Genomic DNA, 23,383 nt, shown 5'->3' on the forward strand with positions numbered 1-23,383 from the left:
GATTCTCGGGGTTGTGCGCTAGGCAGCCGTCACCCCGAGCGTCACCGGCGCGAAACGCGTGGAAACTGCTTCGACGGTGATCTCGCCAGTGAACCCCGTCGCCTCCAGCCAGAATCCGGCGGTGCCGCCCTGCAGCGGTACGTTGCTCGGGCCGACGATCCTTGCCGGGCCGTGCACCTTCAGCGAAATGCTGTCGTTGATGAAGGGCAGGCGCTGGCCGCGCTGGTCGAGGGCGCGGATGATGACGCGTGTGCTGTCGCGTTCACGGGCTTTCAGCGTGCTGCTATCGGCAACCACCTCCAGAGTCGTCGGCAGCGGATCGGCCACCAGCGTCAGGCTGGCCACCGGCTCGCCGCCGATATAGCCGGTGAAGGTGCCGTCGATCCATTCGAGACCCCAGGTGCCGAGCTCGTCGGGGGTGAAATGCCGATGGTCGAGCACGACGGGCGGATGCGGCAGATGTGGATAATTCTCGCGATCCGGACCGATGCGCTTGCTGAGCGCGCCATATCGCAGCTCCACCTCGTCGCAGTTGGTCAGGATGATCAGCGGCAGCACGCCGCCAATATTGCGTTCGCCGCGTGCCCAGAAGGTCACCGGCTTCATGACGATCTCCTCGGAAGGGTCGCACTGGCTGATATAGGCATAGGCCGCGAATTTCGGCTCGCGGAACATGTCCATGACGCCGTGATAGCAGATGCGGTCGCCGGAGCCGAAATCCTTGTGGGTGTTGTAATCGAACATGCACCAGCCGATGGCGCCTGAGATATCAGGATCGCCATAGGCGGCATTCAGCACTTCCAGGTGACGGCGCACATGCTCGGCCTGACGCTGCTCCTGGTCATAAATCTTCGTCGGGTGCATGTGGCCGTTGAACTCGGTGATGAGGTACGGCACCTTGTGCGGCAGTCCGGTATTTTCCTGCTGGGCGCGCAGCGCGGTGCGCGGGCGGTTGGCGCCCGGCAATTCCTCGTTACCGAGGATGAAGTCGTTCATCGTATAGACGTCTTCGAGCAGTTCGCTCTCGGTGAGATAACGCACGCCGCCGGTCTGGCGGGTGCTGTCGAGTTCGCGGGCGAGACGGTTGGTCTCGGCGTAGAAATCGTGATTATCCTGCGATTCGTTGATGCGCACGCCCCAGATGATGATCGAGGGGTGGTTCCAGTCGCGCTCAATCATGCGGCGGACGTTTTCGATCGATTCCTGCTGCCAGTCGGCATCGCCGATATGCTGCCAGCCCGGGATCTCCTCGAAAACCAGCAGGCCGATCGTGTCGCATCGGTCGAGGAACCACTTCGACTGCGGATAATGCGAGGTGCGGACGACGTTGCACTTCAGCACCGTCTTCATGATGTCGGCGTCGCGCTCCTGGGCGGAACGGCCGGCGGCATAACCGACATAGGGGAAGGCCTGGTGGCGGTTGAGGCCGCGCAGCTTCAATGGCTTGCCGTTGAGGAGGAAACCTTCCGGCGTGAATTCGGCGGTGCGGAAGCCGAATCTGGTCGAGACACGGTCGGAGCCGTGTTCGGTCCTGAGCTCGACGGTGACGTCATAGAGCGTGGGATCGGTGATGTCCCAGAGGGCGATGCCGGTGAGGCCCCCAAAGGAGAGCGTGGTGCGGCTGCCGATCGTTTCGGTTGCGGCGGTGGCGACCACCGTACCGTCGGCCTGTTTCAGCGTGGCGGTGACCGTCGCCGAGAAGCTGCGGCCCTCGGGATTGGCGATATCGACGCGTATGGTCGCCGATTTCTCCGGGCTAAGAACGTCTGTGGTTTCGATCTTGAGATTGCGGATCGAGACCGGGTCGGTGACCTTCAGCCAGACATCGCGGTAGATGCCGGCATAGGTCAGATAATCGATGCGGCCGCCGAAAGGCGGAATGTCGGGGTTTTCGCTGCCGTCGATCTTGACGGTGACGAGGTTCTCGCCCTTGGCGAGCTTACCGGTGAGGCGGGCTTCGAAGGGGGTGTAGCCGTCCTTATGGGCAATGATTTCCTCACCGTTCAGATAGACGACGCTGTCGGCCATGGCGGCGTCGAAGACGAGCGAAACCTCGCGGCCCTCGAATTCCGGCAGCCAGCGCAGCACCTTCTGATAGGTGAAGGCGCGCTGATAGCTGGTCTCGTCGAAATAGCTGAAGGGCAGTTCGACGGCGGTATGCGGCAGGCTGACCGACTTGGCGGCATCGAAAGCTTCGAGCAAACGCTGGCCGAAGCCCTCGTGGAAACTCCAGCCTTCATTGAAGGAAACAACGGAACGCATTTCAGGCTCTCCAGATTGCGGCATCAGGGACATTGCGGCGCTTCTCGGCGCGTGAAAATCTGGTCATCGGTATTCCTCCTCGATGCAATGGATGAGCGAGTCGCTAAAGCACGTCACAGCGAACTTGATTCATGCGACGCGCTTTAGCTTTTTTCATGCATGTCGTCATCCCGGAACCGCTGTACATTTCCAGGCGACATGCATCAGGCGGTCGAGCCCCAGCGGGCGGTACAGGTGAGCGTGATGCTGTGCGGGCCTTCGATCTCGGCGTCATGGCGTTCGATCAATTCGACGACGGCATCGATGAAGGCGACATGGTCGAGGCTCAGCGTGGTGAGGTCGTTGCAATCCCAGGCGGCCATGGCGATGCCGTCCTGGCCGACGATGGCGATATCATCAGGCGTGTTCTTGCCGAGCACCCGGCGGGCGGCATCGCGTGCGCCGATCGCCATGACGTCGTTGCCGCAGATGATGGCGTCGACCTTATCCCGGTGCAGCAGGAGCACGGCTTCCTTGAAGCCGGAATCATAGGAGTAGTCACCGAAGGCCTGTGCCTCGAAAGAGAGGCCGCGCTTGGCCAGCGCATCGGCGAACCATTTTCGTCTGAGTTTGTCGATCCAGCTTGAATTGGTGCCGGAGAGGTAGGCGAAACGCTTCTTGCCGTCGCGGACGATCTTGTCGATGATCTCGTCGGCGGCCTCAGCGCCGTCGATGCGGATGCTGGAGACGCTTTCGTTGTCGAGCGGCTCGAAGGAGACGATGATCGGCTTGGTCGTGTGGAAGATATCGACGGCATCCTGCATCGACACCATGTCGGAGAAGACGACGACGTGATCGACCTGATAGGTGGAGGCAAGGCGCATCAGCTGTAGCCGGTCGGAATGATCGGCGCAGCAGAGGATGATCGGCAGCAATTGTCTTGCCTGCAGGCGGTGGACGAGAAGCTGCTGCTCCTCGGCCTCGCAAGGGTTGCCGATTGCATTGACGACCAGCGCGACGAGCCGTGAGCGCTGGTTGTTCAGCGAGCGGGCGATCGCGTTCGGCTGGTAGCCATGTTCACGGGCGACAGCGAGGATGCGGTCGCGGGTGGCGCTGCCGATGCGTGAATCCGGCGAGAAGGCGCGGGAAATGGTAGCGGAGGAGACGCCGGCGAGTTTCGCCAGTTCCTTCGAGGTGATCCGCCGTCTGCTCATACCGCTCATCTTCAGCGCCTGTTAGGCGACGATCCTGACGGAAGCGCCGTCGGCCGCTGCCGATTCCTTGATTGCATCCCATAGCTTAGCGAATCTGAGGCCCATTTCAACGGAGCCGGAGTTTTCCATCTTTCCCTCGCGAATGGCGAGGAAATTCTTCATCGGATTACCGAGAATCTCAGCCTCCTCGCGCGGCTCGGCGGTGCGGCCGACACTGATCTCGCGCCAACCGCCCCAGGCGTCGATGCGCACGATCGCCTTCGAATAGAAGAAGGTGATGTAGGAGGCGCAGCCCGGAGGGCCTTCGCCGGCGGCCGTCAGTGTCGCTAGCGCGCCGTTCTTCAGCCGGGCGGAGACGGCGGTGGCGATATCGACTTGCCTGCCGTGATTGTTCATGTAGGCCGACACGCTGTCGAAATCGGAATTGGCGAGCAGGCAGACGGTGTTCATCATATGGGCGCCGGTATCGAACATGAAGCCGCCGCCGGAGATATCAGGCTGCTGCTTCCAGTGGCCGTCATAATTGGACGACCAGCTTTCCCAGATCATGCCTGATATGGCGATCAGCTCGCCGAATTCGCCGGCGAGAGCCCGCCGGCGCGTGTCGAGCACCAGCGGCGACAGGCCGCCCTGGAAGGCGGTGACGATGGTGACGCCGCTCTTTTTCTGTGCGGCGATCAGCCTCTCGGCTTCAGTGACCGTCGTCACCATCGGCTTTTCCAGGAAGAGGTCGAGGCCGGCCTCGGCGACGGCGGTTGCCTGCTCGGCATGGAAGGCGTGCGGGGTGGAGACGTAGACGATGTCGAGTTCACCCCTGTTTTCGGCGAGCATCTGGCGATAATCCTCGAAGCTCTTCGGTTGTGGTGCGCCGGCGGCGAGGCAGACGTCGATCAGGCGCTGGCGCGAAGCCGCGGTGGTGTCGGCGAGCGCAGCGAATTCGATCTCCGGCATCTTGACCCAGCTCTCGGCATATTCCGCCGCCTTCAAGCCAGCGCCGATGACACCGAGGCGTAATTTCCTAGTCATGAAAATTCCTCCCTGAATGCATTGTGCACACGATTACACAAACGACATAGCGATGGCAATATCTATATAGATAAGCAATATCAGTATATTAAAACTCGCATTCGAATCTTTTCAAAAACCATCTTGTCAGTGTTTGGAATGCGTGTACATTTTCGCAACCGGTGCTGGAGGGCGCCGTGTCTCTAAAAAAGGGAGGACTTCCATTGAAGAAGATGGTTCTTGGCGGCCTGTGCGCCGTTCTGCTGAGCGCGGTTTCGACGCTGGCGCAGGCTGAAACAATCCGCATTGCAAATCACGGTCAGGCCGGCATCGACGCGATGAAGTCGACGGTCGAGCGGATCGAAAAGAAATATGGCGTCACCGTCGAGGTCATCGAATATCCGGCGCCCGACAAGGATTACCTGACCAAACTCCTAACGGAACTCGGCGCCGGCAACGCGCCCGACCTGTTCTCCATCCCAACGACGGCTGCCGTTTCCGACATGGTGGAAGCCGGTTACCTCGCGCCTGTTACCAAGGAGTTCAAGGCCTGGGACGGTTACGCCAACCTCTATGACGTCGCCAAGGAGCTTGCCGTCAGCCCGGATGGTGAAACTTATGTAATGCCGTTCATGCTCGGCATTCAGGAAATCTATTACCGCAAAGACGTTCTCGAAAAAGCCGGAATTTCCACCGAACAGCCGAAGACCTGGCAGGAACTTCTCGACCGCGCGGCCGAGATCAAGCAGAAGACCGGCGCCTACGGCCTGCTCTTTCCGGCCGGCGTTTCCTGGGGAAGCGGCGCCTTCGATGAAGGCTTCCAGCATCTGCTCGTCGGTTCCAAGACGCCGCAGCTGGTCGATGCCGACGGCAAGCTCGATCTGAATGGCGAAGGCATCAAAGATGTCTTCAACGTCTACAAGGAACTGATCGACAAGGACCTGATGCCAACGCAGCCGCTGCTCGGACCCGAGCCCTGGGTCGTGCCGAAGTACCAGATGTTCCCGGCCGGCAAGCTCGTCGCGACCACCTGCGGCTCCTGGTGCTATATTTTCGACTGGGGTCGCGAAAGCAAGAATCCGATCCCTGACGTGACGAAGGTGGTCGGCACCTGGACCGTTCCCGGCCAGAGCAGCGGCCAGTACGTACTTGCCAACCTCGCTGCGCCGTGGGCCGTCAATTCCAAGTCGGCCAATACGGAACTGGCGATCAAGGCGCTGATGGAGATCGGCTCGATCGAGACGCAGGTTTCCTACGCCGCCCGTATCGGCAATATCCCGGCCAGCAAGGGTGCGGCTGACAATGCCGAGTTCCAGAAGCTGACGGAACTGGTTCCGATCCATGCGGCTGCCGGGAACGGCGTGTTCCTGAAGCAGGCCTCCGGTTTCGGTACGGTCTCGGAAGGTGTCGCGCGGGCCACCGAAGCGCTGCTCCGCAAAGAAACCGATGCCGCCGGCGCCCAGAAGATCCTTGTCGACTACGTCAAAGAAACGCTCGGCGACGACATGGTTAAGTAAGCTCCGGCACCCTCTCTTCCGCCAAGACGGGGACGCGGCACCATCGCCCGCGTCTTCCCGCTTTCATTCGATAAGCCGATAAGGTTGTGAGCTTCCATGGCCCGAAACTCTCATGAAAAGCGCACTGAGCGGCAATGGCTGCTGATCCTGCTGCCCTCGCTGGTGCTGCTTCTGGCCTTTGTCATCTATCCGGCCCTCTATTCGATCTATCTGAGCTTCACCAACGAGGCCCTGACTGGGGCCGCGGCCCTTCGGCCCCGCTTCGTCGGCTTCAGGAACTATACGCGGCTCTTCAACGACGCGAAGTTCTGGAATTCGCTGTTCGTCACCTTCGTCTTCGTCATCGGTTCGGCGGTGATCGGCCAGTTCGTGCTCGGGCTGATCTCGGCAATTGCGCTGCGTCGCCCGATCCGCTTTCGGCGGGTGTTCTCGTCGATCATCCTGTTGCCGAACGCGGCCCCTGAAGTCGTCGCCGGATTCATGTGGATCTCGATGCTGGCGGGCGGCGACAATGCCACACTCAGCCGCATCGTCAGCTTCTTCGGCGTCACGCCGGCGGACTGGCTGCAGGTCTTCCCGCTGTCGATGATCATTGTCGTCAACACCTGGCGCGGCATCGCCACGGCGATGATCCTGTTGACGGCCGGCCTCAGTACCATTCCGGCGGAGATTTATGAGGCAGCGCGCATGGACGGCGCCACTCCATCGCAGATGTTCCGCCGCATCACCCTGCCGCTGATGATGCCGACGATCCTGCTCTATATGTTGATCTCGGCCGTCTCCACCATCGCCGTCTTCGGCCTCGTCTATGCGCTGACGCGCGGCGGGCCGGGCGGGGCGACCGAGGTGGTCAGCATCTATATCTACAACCAGTCCTTCACGGCGTTCCAGCTGGGTTATGGTGCCGCGGTCGCCGTCGTCGCGCTCGTCATCTCGCTGATATTAGGCATCGCCTACGTCCGGGCCATGAAGGTGGAGGTCTGACATGGCCGTCGTTTCCCCAAGTGAAACCGCAAACAAGGGTCGCTCCGACCTCATCGCCTATGCGACCCTGTCGCTGATCTCGATCTTCTGCGCGGTGCCCTTCTTCTGGGTGCTGCTTGCCTCTCTCGACGGCAATGCGCAGCTCTTCCTGCATTGGCCGGAGCAGTGGACCTTCGCCAACTATGTAAGAGTTTTCACCAAGGAGGACGGGGCGAAGTGGCTGTTCAATTCGCTCTTCGTGGTCGCTAGCGCGACGCTGCTCGTCATGGTGCTTTCGGGGCTCGGCGGTTACGCGCTGTCGCGCACCCGGGCCTGGTGGAAGCTGCCCTTCCTCTACGCGATCCTGCTCATCCGGGTGCTGCCGCCGACGGCGCTGGTCGTGCCGCTCTACAAATTCCTGCTGACGTTGAACAACGCGGAAGCGGCGGTGCTCAGGCCGATCTTCGGCAGCTATACGCGTGACATCATGCGCTGGACCGGCTTCATCGACGGGTATCTCGGGCTGATCCTGGTGCTTGCGACAATGCAATTGCCGCTGGCGCTTTGGATCATGAAGACCTTCTTCGACGGGCTGCCGAGGGACTACGAGGAGGCGGCGCTGATGGATGGGGCAACACTGATACAGCGCATCCGCCGGGTATTGATCCCGCTGGCGCTGCCGGGGCTGGCTGCGGCCGGGCTTTTCGCCTTCATGTCGGCCTGGGGCGATTTCCTGTTGCCGCTGATTCTCCTGTCATCGCCGGAGCTGCAGACGCTGCCGCTCGGTCTCTTTCGCGCCTTTCTGCGCATCAACGAGATCGATTACGGCCTGCTGACCGCACTTGCATTCATCTATCTGCTGCCTGCCGTCGTCGCCTTCGGCTTTGCGCGGCGCTTCCTCGTCCAGACGTTTTCGGGCGGTGTGAAGGGCTGAGATCAAGAAAGAGAAACAGATGATCAATCTCAGAAATGTTCGCAAGTTCTACGGTGCGCTCGAGGTCATCAAGGGCGTCGACATCACCGTGGAAGACGGCGAATTCGCGGTCTTCGTCGGCCCGTCCGGCTGCGGCAAGTCCACGCTGCTGCGGATGATCGCCGGCCTCGAAGGCATCGACGACGGTGACCTCATCCTCAACGGCAACCGCATCAACGACGTGCCACCCGACAAGCGCGGCATCGCCATGGTGTTCCAGTCCTATGCGCTCTATCCGCATATGAGCGTTGCCGAAAATATTGGCTTCTCGCTCAGCCTGAAGAAGGTGCCAGAGGCCGAGATCCGCCGGCAGGTGGAGGGCGTCGCCGAAATCCTGCAGCTCACCGATTACCTCGACCGCCGCCCGGCCGCGCTTTCCGGCGGCCAGCGCCAGCGCGTGGCGATCGGCCGCGCCATCATCAAGAAGCCGGCGCTGATCCTGTTCGACGAGCCGTTGTCGAACCTCGATTCGGCGCTGCGGGTGCAGATGCGCGCCGAGCTGCAGCGCCTGCACCGCGAGTTGAAGGCGACCGTCGTCTACGTCACTCACGACCAGGTGGAGGCGATGACGATGGCCGACCGCATCGTCGTGCTGAACAAGGGCGTGGTGGCGCAGGAGGGTGCGCCGATGGCGCTCTACCATCAGCCGGACAATGAATTTGTCGCCACCTTCATCGGTTCGCCGAAGATGAACATCATTCCCGTCACCGCAACGCGGCCATCGGCGGGCAAGCTGCATCTCGATAGCCCGATCGGGCTTTCGCTCGATCTGGCTGATGCGAACGGCGTGGTTCCGCAGGGGGAGGCCAAGCTCGGCATCCGGCCGGAGCATCTGAAGATCGCAGCCGAGGGCCAGGGCAATTTCACCGCTGAGGTGGTCATCGTCGAGCGGCTCGGCGTCGAGACCTACATGACCGTCGGCTCGCAGCAGCAGCCGATCGTGGTGCGCGCCGAAGGCGATATCGCCGTGCGGCCGGGTGACCGGGTGTCGCTGACGGCCGATCCCGCCGCCTGCCATCTGTTCGATTCCGCCGGTCGGGTGATCCGTCCGGCAACCGCCTGACAATTTCGCCCGACACATCAAGGCCTGGACATCGAGGCCCCCAAAAATCGAGGAATGCCATGACAATCAAGGTCACCATATGGAACGAGGGACGCCACGAGCAGCTCCATAAGGAGGTTCAGGAGATCTACCCTGATCGTATCGACGGAGCGATCGCTGCCGGCATTGCCCATCCAGATTTCGAAATCCGCCGCGGCACGCTCGATGATCCCGATGAAGGCCTGCCGGACAGCGTGCTCGATGACACCGACGTGCTGCTCTGGTGGGGGCATATGGCGCATGAGGAGGTCAGCGACGGGCTGATCGATCGCGTGCAGCAACGCTTGCTCAAGGGCATGGGATTGCTGGTTCTGCATTCCGGCCATCATTCCAAGCTTTTCCGGCGGCTGATGGGCACCAATGCCAACCTCTCCTGGCGCGAGACGCCGGATGGCGATCTGGAGCGCGTCTGGGTGGTCAATCCCTCGCATCCGATCGCCGAGGGACTGCCGCCCTATTTCGAGGTCAATGCCTCGGAAATGTATGGTGAGCCCTTCGATATTCCGCAGCCGGACGAGCTTGTCTTCATATCCTGGTATTCCGGTGGTGAGGTGTTCCGCAGCGGCTGCACCTTCCAGCGCGGCCGCGGCCGCATCTTCTTCTTCAGCCCCGGCCACGAGACCTACCCAATCTATCACGACAAGACCGTGCATAAGGTGATCTCGAACGGCATCCGCTGGGTGCGGCAGAATCACACCGATGGCCGCATCCTGGAGAACTGGCACCGGGCCGAGCCGCTGCACGGCCGCCCCGAAAGACCGAAGGCCTGATCTATGGATATTGTGCGCCGGTCGTCTTGAGATAGATCGAATAGACCGAACGCGTCGCGGTGATAAAGAGCCGGTTTTTCTTGGGGCCGCCGAAGGTGAGGTTGGACACCGTCTGCGGCACCCTGATCTTGCCGAGCAGGGTTCCGTCGGGCGAAAAGCAGTGCACGCCGTCGGAGGCACTCGTCCAGAGGTTGCCGGCGACATCGAAACGAAAACCGTCGGGATGGCCGACATCGAGGCTGCAGAAATAGCGGCTGTTGGCGAGCGCCCTGCCGTCGGTGACGTCGAAAACGCGGATATGGCGCGGCACGTCATGTTTTGCGGAGCCGGAATCGGCAATATAAAGCTTCGTCTCATCGGGCGAGAAGGCAAGGCCGTTCGGCTGGATGAAATCCTCGACGACGGCATCGATCGTCCCGCTTACGGGGTCGATCCGGTAGACGTTGCGTGTGGGCTGCTCGGGCTCGGCCTTGTGGCCCTCGTAATCCGACAGGATGCCGTAGGTTGGATCGGTGAACCAGACCCCGCCATCGGAGTGCACGACGACGTCGTTCGGCGAGTTCAGCCGCTTGCCCTGGTAACTGTCGGCGAGAACGGTGATGGTGCCGTCCGTCTCGGTGCGGGTGACGCGGCGGCCGCCATGTTCACATGAGACCAGCCGGCCCTGCCGGTCGCGGGTGTTGCCATTGACGTAGTTGGAGGGTGCGCGGAAGACGGAGACCGTACCATCCGGTGTCCATCGCATCATGCGTTCATTCGGGATATCGCTCCAGAGAAGGCAGTTCAGATCGGAAAACCAGACCGGGCCTTCCGTCCAGCGGCAGTCGGAATAGAGCTCCTCGAGGCCGGCGCTGCCGATGACCATTGCACCAAAGCGTTCGTCGCGGATCTCATAAATCGGATTGTCGCCCATGCCAGTTTCCTCCCTGAATGCTGCCGTTCTTTTCCTAGCGGCAAAAAGCTGGGGGTGCCAGAGCCCGGCGATGGAAATGCCGGGCTCTGGCTTTTTCAGAGGGCGGCGTCCGGATGCGGCGAGCCGTCGTAAGCGCCCCAGATCGACTGGTCGAAGCAGATGACCGAGCCCGTCATCAGGCCGGATTCGGAAGACGACAGGTAAGCGCAGGCGCGCGCCACCTCGTGCGGATCGACAAGACGGCCGAAGGGCTGGCTTGCCGCCGCCTTCTCCAACCAGTCGGCCGGTGCGCCGTGATATTCGCGCTGAATGCGGTCCTCGCCTTCGGAGGCCATCCAACCGATGTTCAGACCGTTGACGCGGATGCGGTTGCGCAGGAGCGCATAAGCGGTGTTCTTCGTCAGCGTTTCTAGCGCGCCCTTGGAGGCACAATAGGCGGCGATGAAGGGCTGGCCAGCTTTGGCCGACATCGAGCCGATATTGACGATCGTACCCTCGATCTTTTCCCGGCGCATGACCTTCACCGCCTCCTGCATCAGGAAAAACGGCGCACGCACATTGACGGCGAACATGGAGTCGAAGAGTTCCGGGCTGGTATCGAGAATGGTGCCGCGATCGGTGATGGCGGCGGCATTGACCAGCGCGTCGACGCGGCCGAAGGTCTCGTCACAGGCGCGCACGACATTCTGTGCATCCTCGACCTTGCCGAGGTCGGCTTTAACGTAGACGATCCTGGTGCCGGTCGCAGCCGAAATCTCCGCCGCCTTTGCCTTGCCCTTGGCTTCGTTGCGGCCGCAGATGACGATGCCTTTTGCGCCGCGTTCGGCGAAGAGACGGGCAATGGTTGCGCCCAATCCTTGTGTGCCGCCGGTGACGATGGCGATCTTGCCGTCGAGGCGGCCGTGGTCTGTGCTCATGTGGTTCCTCCATTGTGATGATGTGCGAATAGCCTCCCGCGGCTGCGGGAGGCTTTATGTCAGTGCGGATGCAAGAGGCTCGAGCTCCAAATCAGCTCAGCTTCTTCTGGGCCTGCTCGGCAAGTGCTGCCGTAAAGGCTTCATCGCTCCAGCCTTCCTTCAGCGCCTCATGCATCAGTTGCGCCTGTGTCTTCGGCGCCAGTCCGCCGAGTGGCGGGTCGCGGTCGAGATTGGTCGGGAAGGAGTAGCCCTCGGCGCAGGCGGCCACGGCGTTGGCGATTTCGTCAGGCGAGAGCCTGCCCTGCAAGGCCTTCAAAGCAGGGTACAGCCTGGTGCTCATCTTCTCGCGGTTGACGGTTTCCATCGCCCGGCCGAAGGCGGAGGAGACCTGCAGGAGGTTGGCGACGCGCTTGATGTCGGCCGAGCGGTTGGTGCCGGCGGCATGGAAGAGGGCGGGATTGAAGAAGACGAGGTCGCCTTTTTCGAGCGGCAGCTGGACATGGTTGGCCTCGAAATAATCCCGGAATTCCTGCCGCTTTAGTGCGAGGTAACCCGGCACATAGGTCTGGCTGTGCGGCAGGAAGAGTGTCGGGCCGCTTTCGAGCGGCATGTCGCAATGGGCGACCGCACCCTGCAATGTCAGCACCGGCGAGAGCCGATGCACATGTGCCGGGAACTGCTCGATCACCTTTGAGGACTGAAAGCCGAGATGGTAGTCGCGATGCGCCGATTGCGCCGAACCGCCCGGATTGACGCGGTTGACTTGCGCCGTCATCTGGTAGCTCGGACCGAGCCAGGCTTCGCTTGCCAGCGCGATAATGGCGTTGCCGTAATATTCGGCGAAATTTGCCGGATCGGCGAGACAATGTTTTTCCAGCGAATTCCAGATACGGTCGTTGGCGCCAGGCTTGGCGAAGTGGTCGCCACCGCCGGTCGAGGTGCGGTGCTGTTCCTCGATGATCGCATCGAAGATCGTGCTGGCGCGGTCGACGATGCCGGTGCCTTCGTAAGCGCGCTTGAACACGACGACACCAGGACCTTCGCCGAACGCCTCGCAGATTTCCGCCAGCACGGCGCGTCGGCCTTCTGGCGTTGCGACTGCGGCCATCACCTTGCGGCTGTCATAGATCAGGACGTTTTTTTCGACCGCAGACGCTGAGGGGTAATCGGCAAGCACGGTGGTCTTTTCCGCAAGGCCGCGGAAATCGTCGAGATCGCAGGCGTCTTCGCTCAGCCAGACGCGGTCGGCGCGCAGTTTCTGCTGGTTGTCGGTTTTCATGGCGGGCTCCTCCCTCTTTCCAATGGGGGCACTATACGCCGCGATGCCGGGTGATATAGATCAGAAATCCATCAAAAAACCATCAGGCTGATCGCATGGCACACCTCTTTCTCGTCAAGGACATCGCCTTCCAGGCCGGGCTCAGCACCGCCACCGTCGACCGGGTGCTGAATGGCAGACCGGGCGTGCGCCGGCAGACCGAGATGCGGGTGAAGGCAGCGATCGCGGAGCTGGAGAAGCAGCAGGCCGCGGCGATGGGCAACGGCCGCATGCTGGCGATCGATATCGTCATGGAGACACCGCAGCGTTTCAGCGATGCGGTGCGGGCCGCCTTCGAGGCGGAGATGGCGACCTTTCTGCCGGGCGTCTTCCGCTGCCGGTTCCATTTTGCCGAGGTGATGAAGCCGGCCGAGCTGGTGCAGCTTCTCGATCGCATCCGGCTACGTGGCACGCACGGCATCGTGCTCAAAGCGCCTGACGTCGCCGAGGTGGCAGCCGCCGTCGCGCGGGCGGACGCGGCCGGCATTCCCGTCGTGACGCTGGTGACGGATCTGCCGAATTCGGCCCGCATCGCCTATGCCGGTGCCGACAACCGGGCGGCGGGAGAGACCGCAGCCTATCTGATCGGCGAATTCCTCGGGAGTGATGGTGGCAAGGTGCTGGTGACGCTGTCGAGCGGACGCTTTCGCGGCGAGGAGGAGCGCGAAATCGGCTTTCGCCGCGTCATCCGCGCCCGCTATCCCGATATCGGCATTACCGAGATCAGCGAGGGCCACGGCACCGATGCTGCGACGGGAACGCTTGCCACGGCAGCGCTTGCGGCCGATCTCGCCATCAACGCCGTCTATTCGATCGGCGGCGGCAACCGGGCGGTGCTGGCGGCCTTCGACGCGGCCAACCGCCCCGTCCGCGTTTTCGTCGCCCATGATCTCGATGCAGATAATCGCGCCCTGCTTGCGGCGCGTCGGATCGGCTTCGTGCTGCATCATGATCTCAGAACAGATGCGCGTTCGGCCTTCCGGGCGATCATGAGCCGGGCGACTGCCTTGCCGCGCGCGGCTACGCCCTCGCTTTCATCAGTCGAAATCGTCACGCCCTACAATATGCCCGCGGGCGATTGAGCCAATTGGCTTTCCTTCGATGCCGAATTCGAGCTACAGCTTTGACACGAGTGAAGGTGAGAACATGGATTACAGCGACGTCAGCACGATTGCAGCCTGGATCACGGAGCAGGGACTGAAGGGCGTTTCGGAAGCCGAACTGATGACCGGTTTCTGCTCGGCTTGCCGGGATGCCGGCCTGCCCCTCGACCGCGGTCTGGCGCTGATGGATACGCTGCATCCGGTGCATGAGGGCCGCGCCTTCCGCTGGGACAGCATCGAGGAAATCCAGACCGAGTTCGAATATGGTCCGACGATCTCGGGGGAGGCAGCGTCGAACTGGCAGCGTTCGGCCTTCTATCATCTTTGGTCTCGCAACGAGCGGGAGATACGCCGGCGTCTCGGCTTCGGCGATCCGATCGATTTTTCCATGCTCGATACGATCGCTGAAGCCGGTCACACCGACTTTGTGGCGATGATGCATCGTTTCAGCGAGGCCGGCACGATCGGCGAGATGGATTGCTTCTTTTCGCATTTCGCGACGAAACATCCCGAGGGCTTTTCCGATCACGACCTCGCCATCCTGCGCAAGCTGGTGCCGGTGTTGGGGCTGGCGATCAAATGTATCGCGCTCGGGCGTATCGCCCGCACCATCGCCGAGGTCTATCTCGGCGAGGATGCCGCGCGCCAGGTGATGGAAGGCAAGATCAGCCGCGGTAAATCGGAACGGATTTCCGCTGCACTCTGGTTTTCCGACCTGCTGAACTACACCAAGATCTCCGACAGCGTGCCGCCGGAGGAGATCATCCCGCTGCTCAACGACTATAGCGAGGCGGTTATCACGGCGATCCACGAGTCCGGCGGCAACGTGCTGAAGCTGATCGGCGACGGTGTGCTCGCCATCTTTAAGGGCGAGGTGCCGGCCGAGACGTGCCGTGCGGCGCTGAGCGCCGAATCGTTGCTGCGGGAAAAGCTCACCACGCTGAATGCCGCGCGTGCGGCTGACGGCCGGGCGACGACCGACGTCTATATCGGCCTGCATATCGGTGATGTCTTCTATGGCAATATCGGGAGCCAGGACCGGTTGGACTTCACTGTCATCGGACCTGCCGTCAACGAGGTCAGTCGGATCGCCTCGATGTGTCGTTCCGTCGATCTCAACCTGTTGATCTCCTCCGATTTCGCCGCGGCGATACCGGAGCAGCAACGTACCGCACTCGCCTGCGTCGGGCGCTATGCGTTGCGCGGCGTGCAGCGCGCGCAGGAACTGTATACCCTCGACAGCGCCCGGCTGAACGGCTGAGTTCTTACTGCAAGAGCTATCGCAACAGGCCCTGGCCGCCGTCGATCCAGATCGGCGTACCGGTGATGTGCCGTGCGCGGTCGGAGGCGAGGAAAAGGATTGTTTCGGCGACGTCCTCGCTCTTGCCTGCCTTGCCGCCGGCAATCGGGATATCCCCTTGCGGCCAGATTACGGGAACCTCCGTCTCCTCGCGATGGCGGCTGTCGGTATTGGCGCCGATATTGGTCTCGATCTCGCCCGGGCAGACGGCATTGACGCGGATGCCGTGCCGGCCGAGTTCGAGGGCGAGCTGCTGGACCATGGCGACCTGGCCCGCCTTGGTTGCGGTGTAGGCGGTGGCGCCCGGCGTAGTGAAGGTACGGGTGCCATTGATCGAAGCGACGACGATGATCGAGCCGCCGTGGCGCTTCAGATGCGGAACCGTCAGATGCAGGGTCAGATAGGTGCCGCGCAGATTGACAGCGATGGTCTTGTCCCATTCTTCCGGTTTCAGATCGTCGATCGGTGCCCACACGCCGTTGATCCCAGCATTGGCGACAACGATGTCGAGGCCGCCGAGGGTGTCGGTCAGTTGCGTGACGGCGCCCCGCATTTGAGCTTCATCGCTGGTATCTGCCGTCAACGCGATCGACTGGCCGCCAGCGGCCTTGATCTCGGCGGAAGTCTTTTCGACCTCGTCGGCGGTGCGGCTCAATGCTGCGACCCTTGCACCCTCGGCAGCGAGCCGCAACGCCGCGGCTTTGCCGATGCCGGAACCGGCGCCTGTCACCAATGCGATCTTTCCCTTCAACTCCATGGGTGGGCTCTCCTTGCCGTTTTGCCGACATGCCAACTGTTCGGCGCGGCAGTTGGTTCCGGAAGGAGGCGGGTCGTCGCGGTTATCTTGGAAGCGTTTGCTTCAACGCCCATCTCTCCGGCCCGTGGACCGCGGCAAAGAGCAGACCGGCGAGGAAGGTAAAGTGATCGATGAAGAAGCCGAACTCGGCCTGGTTCTGCTGCCAATGGGACGGACCATGGAAGGCGAAAGCAAGGAAGATCACATAAATGGCTGCGAGCAGGCTGGCCTCGGTGAAGAAGGCCCCTGATATGAAAGCGAGCGCCAGCGCGATCTCGAAGAAGGCGGCGGTCCAGGTAAGGAATGTCGCCATCGGAAAGCCGGCAGCGGTGATGTAGCCCGCCGTTGCGCCGATATCGGCGAACTTGAAGGCGGCGGCCATGAAGAAGACGAAGCTGAAGATGATGCGGGCGACGATGATTGCGATTGCTCTGGCCATCCTGAAATCTCCTCTTTGAGCTTCCACTATGACGGACGAGACCCCCGATATCCTACACGGTGAATGAAAAAGGGCCGCTTGCGCGACCCTGTCACTTTGAATTACGCGCTCTCACCACTCGGCGAAGCTGCCGTCGGCATGCCGCCAGATCGGGTTGCGCCAGCGATGGCCCTCCTTGGCGCGTTCGATGACATAGGCCTCGTCGACCTCGATGCCGAGCCCTGGACCCTGCGGGATCGAGACGAAACCATCGGCATACTGGAACACCTCCTTGTTGGAGATGTAGTCGAGGATGTCGTTACCCTTGTTGTAGTGGATGCCGAGGCTCTGTTCCTGGATGAAGGCATTATAGCTGACGGCATCGACCTGCAGGCAGGCGGCAAGCGCGATCGGGCCCAGCGGGCAATGCGGCGCCAGCGCCACGTCGTAAGCTTCGGCCATCGCCGCGATCTTGCGGCATTCGGTGATGCCACCGGCATGGGAGAGGTCCGGCTGGATGATGTCGACATAGCCGTCGGACAGAACCTGCTTGAAGTCCCAGCGCGAAAAGAGCCGCTCGCCGAGTGCGATCGGCGTCGAGGTGTGGTTGACGATATCGCGCAGGGCTTCCTTGTTTTCGGAAAGCACCGGCTCTTCGATGAACATCAGCTTGTAGGGATCGAGCTCCTTGGCGAGAACCTTCGCCATCGGCTTGTGCACGCGGCCGTGGAAATCGACGCCGATGCCAATATGTGGGCCAATCGCCTCGCGGATGGCGGCGATGGTCTCGACCGCCTTTTCCACCTTTTCGTTGGTGTCGACGATCTGCATTTCCTCGCAGCCATTGAGCTTGATCGCCTTGAAGCCGCGGGCAACCACTTCCTTGGCATTGTTGGCGACATCCGAGGGACGATCGCCGCCGATCCAGGAATAGACCTTGATGCGATCACGGAGCTGGCCGCCGAGCAGGGAATGGATCGGCTGGCCGAGCGCTTTGCCCTTGATGTCCCACAGCGCCTGGTCGATGCCCGAGATCGCGCTCATGTGGACGGCGCCGCCGCGATAGAAGCCGCCGCGATACATCACGGTCCAGTGGTCCTCGATCAGGAAAGGATCCTTGCCGATCAGATAGTCTTCCAGCTCATGGACGGCGGCCTGAACGGTGAGCGCGCGGCCTTCGACGACCGGTTCGCCCCAGCCGACGATGCCCTCGTCTGTCTCGACCTTCAAAAACAGCCAGCGCGGGGGAACGATATAGGTGGTGAGTTTGGTGATTTTCATCGCTGTTCTTTCAGTCTCTTCCCGGGTTTGCGATCGGCGGCGCGTCCGCAGATTTGTCGTGATCGGTCATTTCGTTCTGCCGATCGCTTTTTCGGCGGCGGCAAGATCGCGCACCGCTAGATCGAGCATGCGGTTGGCACATTCGCGGGCTCCCGCCTTGTCGCGCATGCGCAGGGCTTCGACCAGCTGGCCGTGAACGAGCACCGCATCCTCGCGATTCTCGACACCGATATTGGAGGCATGCAGCGCATATTTCAGCGCCGCGTGAATGGCGCTCGACAGGCGGCGGAAGACCTGATTGTGGCTGGCGGTGAGCAGCACCGTGTGGAACATGACGTCGGCATCGGTGAAGCTTTCCGGGTCGCGGGCGCTGTCGCGCATCTGCCGCCAGGCATTGTCGAGATCGGCGATCTCCTGGGCGCTGGCGCGCTCGGCGGCATATTCGGCGGCTGCCGGCTCGATGGTGCGGCGGGCTTCGAGAATGCAGCCGAGCAGGTCGAAATCCTTGATATAGGGACCCATCCATTCAAGCACGTCGGCGTCCAGGATATTCCAGTCGTCCTTGTCGCAAACGGTGGTTCCGATGCGTGGCTTACCGCGGACGAGGCCTTTGGATTCCAGCACTTTCAGCGATTCGCGAATGACGGTGCGGCTGACGCCGTAGAGCTCGCAGAGATCGTTCTCGCGGGGCAGCGGCGAGCCCGCGGGATAGCGGTCCGCACAGATATCCTGAGCGATCGCCGCCGTGACGTTGCGGCGTACGCGCGGGCGGCGCTCGATGCGGCGGCTTTCGGCCCCGCTCTGTCGCTCGATTGTTTCCAACTCACCTCTCCGCTCTGTCTCGCGTGCTAGGCAATCGAACCTGATTATCCGAATTCGATCCGCTTTGCGACGCTTCCTCCCGGCATATCGTCAATAATCCTATTATTCCAATCATCATACATTGGCAATTGACTGGTATGATGATTTATCATAATTCATTGGACGTTGCCTGGGAGGCAGCTGCTCGGTTTTTGAGAGTTTAGGGAGAGAGACATGCGCTTGTTCAAAGCAGCCATTCTGGCTGGCACTTTCGCCATTCTGGCAGCCAGCTCGGCATTTTCCGCGGACGTCAAGATAGGGTTCATCGTCAAGCAGCCTGAGGAACCGTGGTTCCAGGACGAATGGAAGTTCGCCGACCAGGCCGCCAAGGAAAAAGGCTTCACCGTCGTCAAGATCGGCGCCGAAGATGGCGAGAAGGTCCAGTCGGCGATCGACAATCTCGGCGCCCAAGGTGCGCAGGGCTTCATCATCTGCACGCCCGACGTCAAGCTCGGCCCCGGCATCGTCGCCAAGGCCGAAGCCAACCAGCTGAAGCTGATGACGGTCGACGACCGCCTCGTCAGCGCCGACGGCAAGCCGCTGGAAGAGGTGCCGCATATGGGCATTTCGGCCACCAAGATCGGCGAGACCGTCGGCCAGGCGATCGTCGACGAAATCAAGAAGCGCGGTTGGAACATGAAGAATGTCGGCGCCGTGCGGGTCTCCTATGACCAACTGCCGACGGCCGTCGACCGCGTCGAAGGCGCGATGTCGGTGCTGAAGTCCGCCGGCTTCCCGGCTGAAAACATCTATGATGCGCCACAGGCGAAGACGGATACGGAAGCGGCGCTCAACGCGGCAACTACCGTTCTCAACAAGCATGCCGACGTGAAATACTGGGTCGCCTTCGGCCTCAACGACGAAGCCGTCCTCGGCGCCGTCCGTGCTTCCGAATCGGTCGGCATTCCGGCGGCCAACGTCATCGGTGTCGGCATCGGCGGCGCGGAATCGGCGATCAACGAGTTCAAGAAGCCGGCGGCGACTGGCTTCTTCGGCACCGTCATCATCTCGCCGAAGCGCCACGGCTACGAGACCGCGCTCAACATGTACGACTGGATCGCCAACGACAAGGAGCCGGAAAAGCTGACTCTGACCTCTGGTTCCCTAGCGCTGCGCGACGACTATGAAAAGGTCCGCAAGGATCTTGGCATCGAGTGATCGTCCTTCCAAGATGATATCGTCCGGCGGCCGCCTAGCGTGCCGCCGGCTCCTTCTCGGCGGAGCGATGATGGCTTTTCTCGAATTCAACAATATCTCCAAGGGTTATCCCGGCGTGCAGGCGCTGGCGAATGTTTCCTTCACTGTCGAGAAGGGCGCCGTCCACGGCCTGATGGGCGAGAACGGTGCCGGTAAATCGACGTTGATCCGGGTACTGTCCGGCGATCAGGCCGCCGATGGCGGCAACATCCTCATCGACGGCGAGGAGCAGAGATACGGGTCCGTCCGCGGCGCCTTCCATGCCGGCGTCATCGTCATCCATCAGGAACTGCAACTCGTTCCGGAGCTAACCGTCGCCGAAAACCTCTGGCTCGGACGCTTTCCGGCCAAGGGCGGCGTCATCCATTCGAAGACGCTGATCGAGACAGTGCGGTCGAAGCTCGAGGAGACCGGCATCGACGTCGATCCGTCGGCCAAGGTCGCCTCGCTTTCGATCGGCGCGCGGCAGATGGTCGAAATCGCCAAGGCCGTCATGCTCGATGCGCGGGTGATTGCGCTCGACGAGCCGACCTCCTCACTTTCCTCGCGTGAAAGCGAAATCCTGTTTTCACTCATCGACAGGCTGAAGGCGAAGGGAACGGTCATCCTCTACGTCTCGCATCGTCTCGACGAGATCTTCCGTCTTTGCGACAGCCTGACGGTGCTGCGCGACGGCAAACTTGCCGCCCACCATCCTCAGATCGCCGAAACCACGCGCGAGCAGATCATCTCGGAAATGGTCGGACGCGAGATCAGCAATGTCTGGGGATGGCGCGAACGCGCGCTCGGCGACGTACGGCTGGAGGTCAAGGGCCTGTCGGGGTCAAGGCTGCCCAATCCGATCAGCTTCTCGGTTCGCCAGGGCGAGATCCTCGGTTTCTTCGGCCTGATCGGCGCCGGCCGCAGCGAGATGGCGCGGCTGCTTTACGGCGCCGACACCAGGCATCAGGGCCAGGTGACGATCGACGGCGTTGCCGTTTCGCCGAACAATCCGAAGGCGGCGATCAATGCCGGCATGGTGCTCTGCCCCGAGGACCGCAAGTTCGACGGCATCATCCAGGGGCGATCAATCGAGGAGAATATCGCGATCTCATCACGCCGGCATTTTTCGCCCTTCGGTATTCTTAGCCCGAGACAAGAGGCGGCGCTGGCAGATCGGTTCATCGCCAAGCTTCGGGTGCGAACGCCGTCGCGCAAGCAGGACATCATCAACCTCTCCGGCGGCAACCAGCAGAAGGTCATTCTCGGCCGCTGGCTGTCCGAGCAGGGGATCAAGGTGCTGGTCATCGACGAGCCGACGCGCGGCATCGATGTCGGGGCGAAGTCCGAAATCTACGAAATACTCTACGAGCTTGCGGCCGGCGGCATGGCGATCGTGGTCATATCCAGCGAGTTGCCCGAAGTCATGGGCATTTCCGATCGCATCATGGTGATGTGCCAGGGCAGGGTGGCGGCCAATGTCGCTCGTCCGGATTTCGACGAGCGCAGCATCCTGACGGCAGCGCTTCCCGACAAAAACGCCGCAGGCACCATTTAGAGCGGTTCAGCTTTTCATGGAAACGCAGAACCGCTCTAACTTTTCGTTTTTACGCAATTCCGGACGGAAAACCGCTTCGCGCTTTTCCTGAAATTGCTCTAGGATCAGGAATACGGACGATGAATTCGTTGAAAAAAATCCTTCTCGGCGAACAGGGACTGGTGGTGATCTTCGCTGCCGCCTTCGTGATCGTCTCGCTCTTCGTCCCGAACTTCCTGACCGAGCGAAACATGCTGGGGCTTCTGCAGTCGGTCGTCACGATCGGCATCGTCGCCTGCACGATGATGTTCTGCCTTGCCTCCCGCGATTTCGACCTTTCGGTCGGATCGATCGTCGCCTTCTCCGGCATGATCGCGGTGATGGTCTCGAATGCGACGGGCTCCATTCCCGTCGGGCTGCTCGCCGCCCTGCTTTGCGGCGCCGTCGTCGGCTTCGTCAACGGCATCGTCATTGCGCGCTTTCGCATCAATGCGCTGATCACCACGCTTGCGACCATGCAGATCGTGCGTGGGCTGGCGCTGATCGCCTCCGATGGCCGCGCCGTCGGCATCAACGATCCCGATTTCTACCAGCTTGCGCTGTCGCGCTTCCTGACCGTGCCGACGCCGATCTGGATCATGCTGATCCTTTTCATCCTCTTCGGTTTCGTGCTCAACCGCACCGTCTTCGGCAAGAACACGCTGGCGATCGGCGGCAATCCCGAGGCCTCGCGGCTTGCCGGCGTCAACGTCGTCAACATGCGCATCTGGATCTTTGCGCTGCAGGGGCTCGTCTGCGGCATTGCCGGCATCCTGCTTGCCTCGCGCATCACGTCCGGCCAGCCGAATGCGGCGACAGGGCTTGAGCTTTCGGTGATTTCCGCCTGCGTTCTCGGTGGCGTTTCGCTGGCCGGCGGCCGGGCGGCGATGAGCGGCGTCATCGTCGGCGTGCTGATCATGGGCATTGCCGAAAACGTCATGAACCTCTTGAATATCCAGGCGTTCTATCAGTATGTGGTGCGCGGGCTGATCCTGCTGATCGCAGTGCTGCTCGACAATTTGAGGTCTTCGGCTGCGGGACGGCGCGGATGAACCAGGGACGAGACGGGGACGACATCGAACTGAGGCACGGCGATCTCGCTGTCCGGGTCAGCTGTCGGGGTGCCGCCATCACTGCCGCGACCTATCGAGGCATGCCCTTTCTCGTGGCGGCCGGCGGGCCGGATGAAGCGATGGCGAATTTCGCGATGGTGCCGTTCGGCAACCGCGTGGAAGGCAACACCATGTCCTTTGCCGGACGCTCCTATGCCTTCCAGCCGAATACTTCCGATCCGCTCTATCGGCACGGTGACGGCTGGCTCGGCCTCTGGCAGCTGGAAGACTCCAGCGCGGAGCATGCGCGGTTCTCCTTTTCCCGGAGCGCCGACAAGGTTTCACCCTATGCCTATCTGACCCGGCAGGAGATCCGTCTCGCCGGCGATGCCCTGATGCTGACGCTTTCCGTGGAAAACAGCGGCGAAGCGGCTCTTCCCTTCGGGCTCGGTCAACATCCCTTCTTCGCGCGCACGCCAAAGACGAGGCTGACGATTGCGGCCGATCGCTACTGGAACGAGCGGCCCGACCATCTTCCCGATATGCCCGGCCCAGTGCCCGATGATTTCGATTTCAGGTCCGAAAAGCTTTTGCCGCAGAACTGGATGAACAATGCCTTCGAGGGTTGGAATGGGCGGGCGGCAATCGCCTGGCCGGAACTTGGAATCCAGGCGGCGCTGGAAGCCGGCGGTGCGCTCGATCGCTTCATGCTGTATATGCCGGTCAACCGGAGCGACTTCTTCTGCCTCGAGCCGATGAGCCATCTGCCGAACGGCCACCACCTTCCTGATTTCGGTGGGCTTACGCCGCTTGCGCCGGGTGAGGCACTTGCCGGCACAGTGACGATCCTGATGTCGGCGCTGCCGGTTCAACCGAAGGGGTCATAA

21 protein-coding genes are annotated in these 23,383 nt (G+C 61.7%); 11 read left to right on the forward strand and 10 right to left on the reverse strand.

Features of this window, described 5'->3' with window-relative positions; genetic code table 11:
- Positions 1-18: 18 nt before the first annotated feature.
- The 3 genes from A6U98_RS14500 to A6U98_RS14510 all read right to left on the reverse strand — a co-directional run bounded on the left by A6U98_RS14500 (position 19) and on the right by A6U98_RS14510 (position 4,481).
- Positions 19-2,262, reverse strand: a complete 2,244-nt coding sequence (locus A6U98_RS14500) for a glycoside hydrolase family 2 TIM barrel-domain containing protein (RefSeq protein ID WP_064650839.1) — start codon at positions 2,260-2,262, stop codon at positions 19-21.
- Between the two features lie 203 nt (positions 2,263-2,465).
- Positions 2,466-3,464 (reverse strand): LacI family DNA-binding transcriptional regulator, encoded by a 999-nt coding sequence (locus tag A6U98_RS14505; RefSeq protein WP_064650841.1) that lies wholly within the window; start codon positions 3,462-3,464, stop codon positions 2,466-2,468.
- A 12-nt stretch (positions 3,465-3,476) separates the two neighbouring features.
- The gene (locus A6U98_RS14510) at positions 3,477-4,481 is read right to left on the reverse strand and encodes a Gfo/Idh/MocA family oxidoreductase (RefSeq protein ID WP_064650843.1); all 1,005 of its coding nucleotides are present in this window, start codon (positions 4,479-4,481) and stop codon (positions 3,477-3,479) included.
- A gap of 203 nt (positions 4,482-4,684) precedes the next feature.
- On the opposite strand from A6U98_RS14510, the gene A6U98_RS14515 reads away from it, so the two are divergent.
- From A6U98_RS14515 to A6U98_RS14535, 5 genes are all read left to right on the forward strand, one after another.
- Positions 4,685-5,977 (forward strand): extracellular solute-binding protein, encoded by a 1,293-nt coding sequence (locus A6U98_RS14515; protein WP_064650845.1) that lies wholly within the window; start codon positions 4,685-4,687, stop codon positions 5,975-5,977.
- A 96-nt stretch (positions 5,978-6,073) separates the two neighbouring features.
- Positions 6,074-6,961, forward strand: a complete 888-nt coding sequence (locus A6U98_RS14520; RefSeq protein WP_064650847.1) for a sugar ABC transporter permease — start codon at positions 6,074-6,076, stop codon at positions 6,959-6,961.
- A 1-nt stretch (position 6,962) separates the two neighbouring features.
- Positions 6,963-7,874 (forward strand): carbohydrate ABC transporter permease, encoded by a 912-nt coding sequence (locus A6U98_RS14525; protein WP_064650850.1) that lies wholly within the window; start codon positions 6,963-6,965, stop codon positions 7,872-7,874.
- Between the two features lie 19 nt (positions 7,875-7,893).
- Positions 7,894-8,976 (forward strand): sn-glycerol-3-phosphate ABC transporter ATP-binding protein UgpC, encoded by a 1,083-nt coding sequence (gene ugpC / locus A6U98_RS14530; protein ID WP_064650852.1) that lies wholly within the window; start codon positions 7,894-7,896, stop codon positions 8,974-8,976.
- 59 nt (positions 8,977-9,035) lie between these two features.
- Complete coding sequence (locus tag A6U98_RS14535; RefSeq protein ID WP_064650854.1) at positions 9,036-9,785, forward strand: ThuA domain-containing protein; 750 nt, start codon at positions 9,036-9,038, stop codon at positions 9,783-9,785.
- A gap of 1 nt (position 9,786) precedes the next feature.
- On the opposite strand, the gene A6U98_RS14540 is transcribed toward A6U98_RS14535, so the two are convergent.
- The 3 genes from A6U98_RS14540 to A6U98_RS14550 all read right to left on the reverse strand — a co-directional run bounded on the left by A6U98_RS14540 (position 9,787) and on the right by A6U98_RS14550 (position 12,894).
- The gene (locus A6U98_RS14540) at positions 9,787-10,698 is read right to left on the reverse strand and encodes an SMP-30/gluconolactonase/LRE family protein (RefSeq protein WP_064650855.1); all 912 of its coding nucleotides are present in this window, start codon (positions 10,696-10,698) and stop codon (positions 9,787-9,789) included.
- 95 nt (positions 10,699-10,793) lie between these two features.
- Positions 10,794-11,615 (reverse strand): SDR family oxidoreductase, encoded by an 822-nt coding sequence (locus A6U98_RS14545; protein ID WP_064650857.1) that lies wholly within the window; start codon positions 11,613-11,615, stop codon positions 10,794-10,796.
- A 91-nt stretch (positions 11,616-11,706) separates the two neighbouring features.
- The gene (locus A6U98_RS14550; protein WP_064650860.1) at positions 11,707-12,894 is read right to left on the reverse strand and encodes a phytanoyl-CoA dioxygenase family protein; all 1,188 of its coding nucleotides are present in this window, start codon (positions 12,892-12,894) and stop codon (positions 11,707-11,709) included.
- 95 nt (positions 12,895-12,989) lie between these two features.
- Here A6U98_RS14550 and A6U98_RS14555 point away from each other — a divergent pair, with 95 nt between their 5' ends.
- Positions 12,990-14,015 (forward strand): LacI family DNA-binding transcriptional regulator, encoded by a 1,026-nt coding sequence (locus A6U98_RS14555; RefSeq protein ID WP_064650862.1) that lies wholly within the window; start codon positions 12,990-12,992, stop codon positions 14,013-14,015.
- A gap of 64 nt (positions 14,016-14,079) precedes the next feature.
- Complete coding sequence (locus tag A6U98_RS14560) at positions 14,080-15,297, forward strand: adenylate/guanylate cyclase domain-containing protein (RefSeq protein ID WP_064650864.1); 1,218 nt, start codon at positions 14,080-14,082, stop codon at positions 15,295-15,297.
- A gap of 16 nt (positions 15,298-15,313) precedes the next feature.
- Here A6U98_RS14560 and A6U98_RS14565 read toward each other — a convergent pair whose 3' ends face one another.
- The 4 genes from A6U98_RS14565 to A6U98_RS14580 form a co-directional block, all read right to left on the reverse strand.
- Positions 15,314-16,093 (reverse strand): SDR family NAD(P)-dependent oxidoreductase, encoded by a 780-nt coding sequence (locus A6U98_RS14565; RefSeq protein WP_064650866.1) that lies wholly within the window; start codon positions 16,091-16,093, stop codon positions 15,314-15,316.
- Positions 16,094-16,175: 82 nt separating this feature from the next.
- Entirely contained in the window at positions 16,176-16,571 is a 396-nt protein-coding gene (locus tag A6U98_RS14570; RefSeq protein WP_064650868.1) for a DoxX family protein, read from the reverse strand.
- Positions 16,572-16,682: 111 nt separating this feature from the next.
- On the reverse strand, positions 16,683-17,831 hold the full coding sequence (gene dgoD, locus A6U98_RS14575; protein ID WP_011653629.1) for a galactonate dehydratase: 1,149 nt from the start codon (positions 17,829-17,831) through the stop codon (positions 16,683-16,685).
- 66 nt (positions 17,832-17,897) lie between these two features.
- A complete protein-coding gene (locus A6U98_RS14580; RefSeq protein WP_003543153.1) occupies positions 17,898-18,653 on the reverse strand; it encodes a FadR/GntR family transcriptional regulator in 756 nt (251 codons plus the stop codon).
- Positions 18,654-18,866: 213 nt separating this feature from the next.
- Between A6U98_RS14580 and A6U98_RS14585 the strand changes: the two genes are divergently transcribed.
- From A6U98_RS14585 to A6U98_RS14600, 4 genes are all read left to right on the forward strand, one after another.
- Positions 18,867-19,850 (forward strand): arabinose ABC transporter substrate-binding protein, encoded by a 984-nt coding sequence (locus A6U98_RS14585; protein ID WP_064650870.1) that lies wholly within the window; start codon positions 18,867-18,869, stop codon positions 19,848-19,850.
- A 70-nt stretch (positions 19,851-19,920) separates the two neighbouring features.
- Positions 19,921-21,426, forward strand: coding sequence for an L-arabinose ABC transporter ATP-binding protein AraG (gene araG / locus A6U98_RS14590; RefSeq protein ID WP_064651369.1), 1,506 nt, complete (start codon positions 19,921-19,923; stop codon positions 21,424-21,426).
- 119 nt (positions 21,427-21,545) lie between these two features.
- Positions 21,546-22,496 carry an L-arabinose ABC transporter permease AraH gene (gene araH / locus A6U98_RS14595; RefSeq protein WP_064650873.1) on the forward strand — a complete coding sequence of 317 codons (951 nt, stop codon included), beginning with the start codon at positions 21,546-21,548 and terminating at the stop codon, positions 22,494-22,496.
- Positions 22,493-23,383, forward strand: coding sequence for an aldose 1-epimerase (locus tag A6U98_RS14600; protein ID WP_064650875.1), 891 nt, complete (start codon positions 22,493-22,495; stop codon positions 23,381-23,383). The genes araH and A6U98_RS14600 overlap by 4 nt, the downstream gene beginning before the upstream one ends.

The organism is Rhizobium sp. WYCCWR10014 (assembly GCF_001657485.1).
Taxonomy (GTDB): Bacteria; Pseudomonadota; Alphaproteobacteria; order Rhizobiales; family Rhizobiaceae; genus Rhizobium.

Bases quoted from the DNA above. Each gene is read 5' to 3' on its own strand.
- A6U98_RS14600 (WP_064650875.1), top strand. From the start codon at position 22,493: ATGAACCAGGGACGAGACGGGGACGACATCGAACTGAGGCACGGCGAT.
- A6U98_RS14505 (WP_064650841.1), bottom strand. From the start codon at position 3,464: ATGAGCGGTATGAGCAGACGGCGGATCACCTCGAAGGAACTGGCGAAA.
- araG (WP_064651369.1), top strand. From the start codon at position 19,921: ATGGCTTTTCTCGAATTCAACAATATCTCCAAGGGTTATCCCGGCGTG.
- A6U98_RS14545 (WP_064650857.1), bottom strand. From the start codon at position 11,615: ATGAGCACAGACCACGGCCGCCTCGACGGCAAGATCGCCATCGTCACC.
- A6U98_RS14550 (WP_064650860.1), bottom strand. From the start codon at position 12,894: ATGAAAACCGACAACCAGCAGAAACTGCGCGCCGACCGCGTCTGGCTG.
- A6U98_RS14555 (WP_064650862.1), top strand. From the start codon at position 12,990: ATGGCACACCTCTTTCTCGTCAAGGACATCGCCTTCCAGGCCGGGCTC.
- A6U98_RS14535 (WP_064650854.1), top strand. From the start codon at position 9,036: ATGACAATCAAGGTCACCATATGGAACGAGGGACGCCACGAGCAGCTC.
- A6U98_RS14520 (WP_064650847.1), top strand. From the start codon at position 6,074: ATGGCCCGAAACTCTCATGAAAAGCGCACTGAGCGGCAATGGCTGCTG.
- A6U98_RS14540 (WP_064650855.1), bottom strand. From the start codon at position 10,698: ATGGGCGACAATCCGATTTATGAGATCCGCGACGAACGCTTTGGTGCA.
- A6U98_RS14565 (WP_064650866.1), bottom strand. From the start codon at position 16,093: ATGGAGTTGAAGGGAAAGATCGCATTGGTGACAGGCGCCGGTTCCGGC.
- A6U98_RS14570 (WP_064650868.1), bottom strand. From the start codon at position 16,571: ATGGCCAGAGCAATCGCAATCATCGTCGCCCGCATCATCTTCAGCTTC.
- dgoD (WP_011653629.1), bottom strand. From the start codon at position 17,831: ATGAAAATCACCAAACTCACCACCTATATCGTTCCCCCGCGCTGGCTG.
- A6U98_RS14500 (WP_064650839.1), bottom strand. From the start codon at position 2,262: ATGCGTTCCGTTGTTTCCTTCAATGAAGGCTGGAGTTTCCACGAGGGC.
- A6U98_RS14560 (WP_064650864.1), top strand. From the start codon at position 14,080: ATGGATTACAGCGACGTCAGCACGATTGCAGCCTGGATCACGGAGCAG.
- A6U98_RS14510 (WP_064650843.1), bottom strand. From the start codon at position 4,481: ATGACTAGGAAATTACGCCTCGGTGTCATCGGCGCTGGCTTGAAGGCG.
- A6U98_RS14525 (WP_064650850.1), top strand. From the start codon at position 6,963: ATGGCCGTCGTTTCCCCAAGTGAAACCGCAAACAAGGGTCGCTCCGAC.
- araH (WP_064650873.1), top strand. From the start codon at position 21,546: ATGAATTCGTTGAAAAAAATCCTTCTCGGCGAACAGGGACTGGTGGTG.
- ugpC (WP_064650852.1), top strand. From the start codon at position 7,894: ATGATCAATCTCAGAAATGTTCGCAAGTTCTACGGTGCGCTCGAGGTC.
- A6U98_RS14585 (WP_064650870.1), top strand. From the start codon at position 18,867: ATGCGCTTGTTCAAAGCAGCCATTCTGGCTGGCACTTTCGCCATTCTG.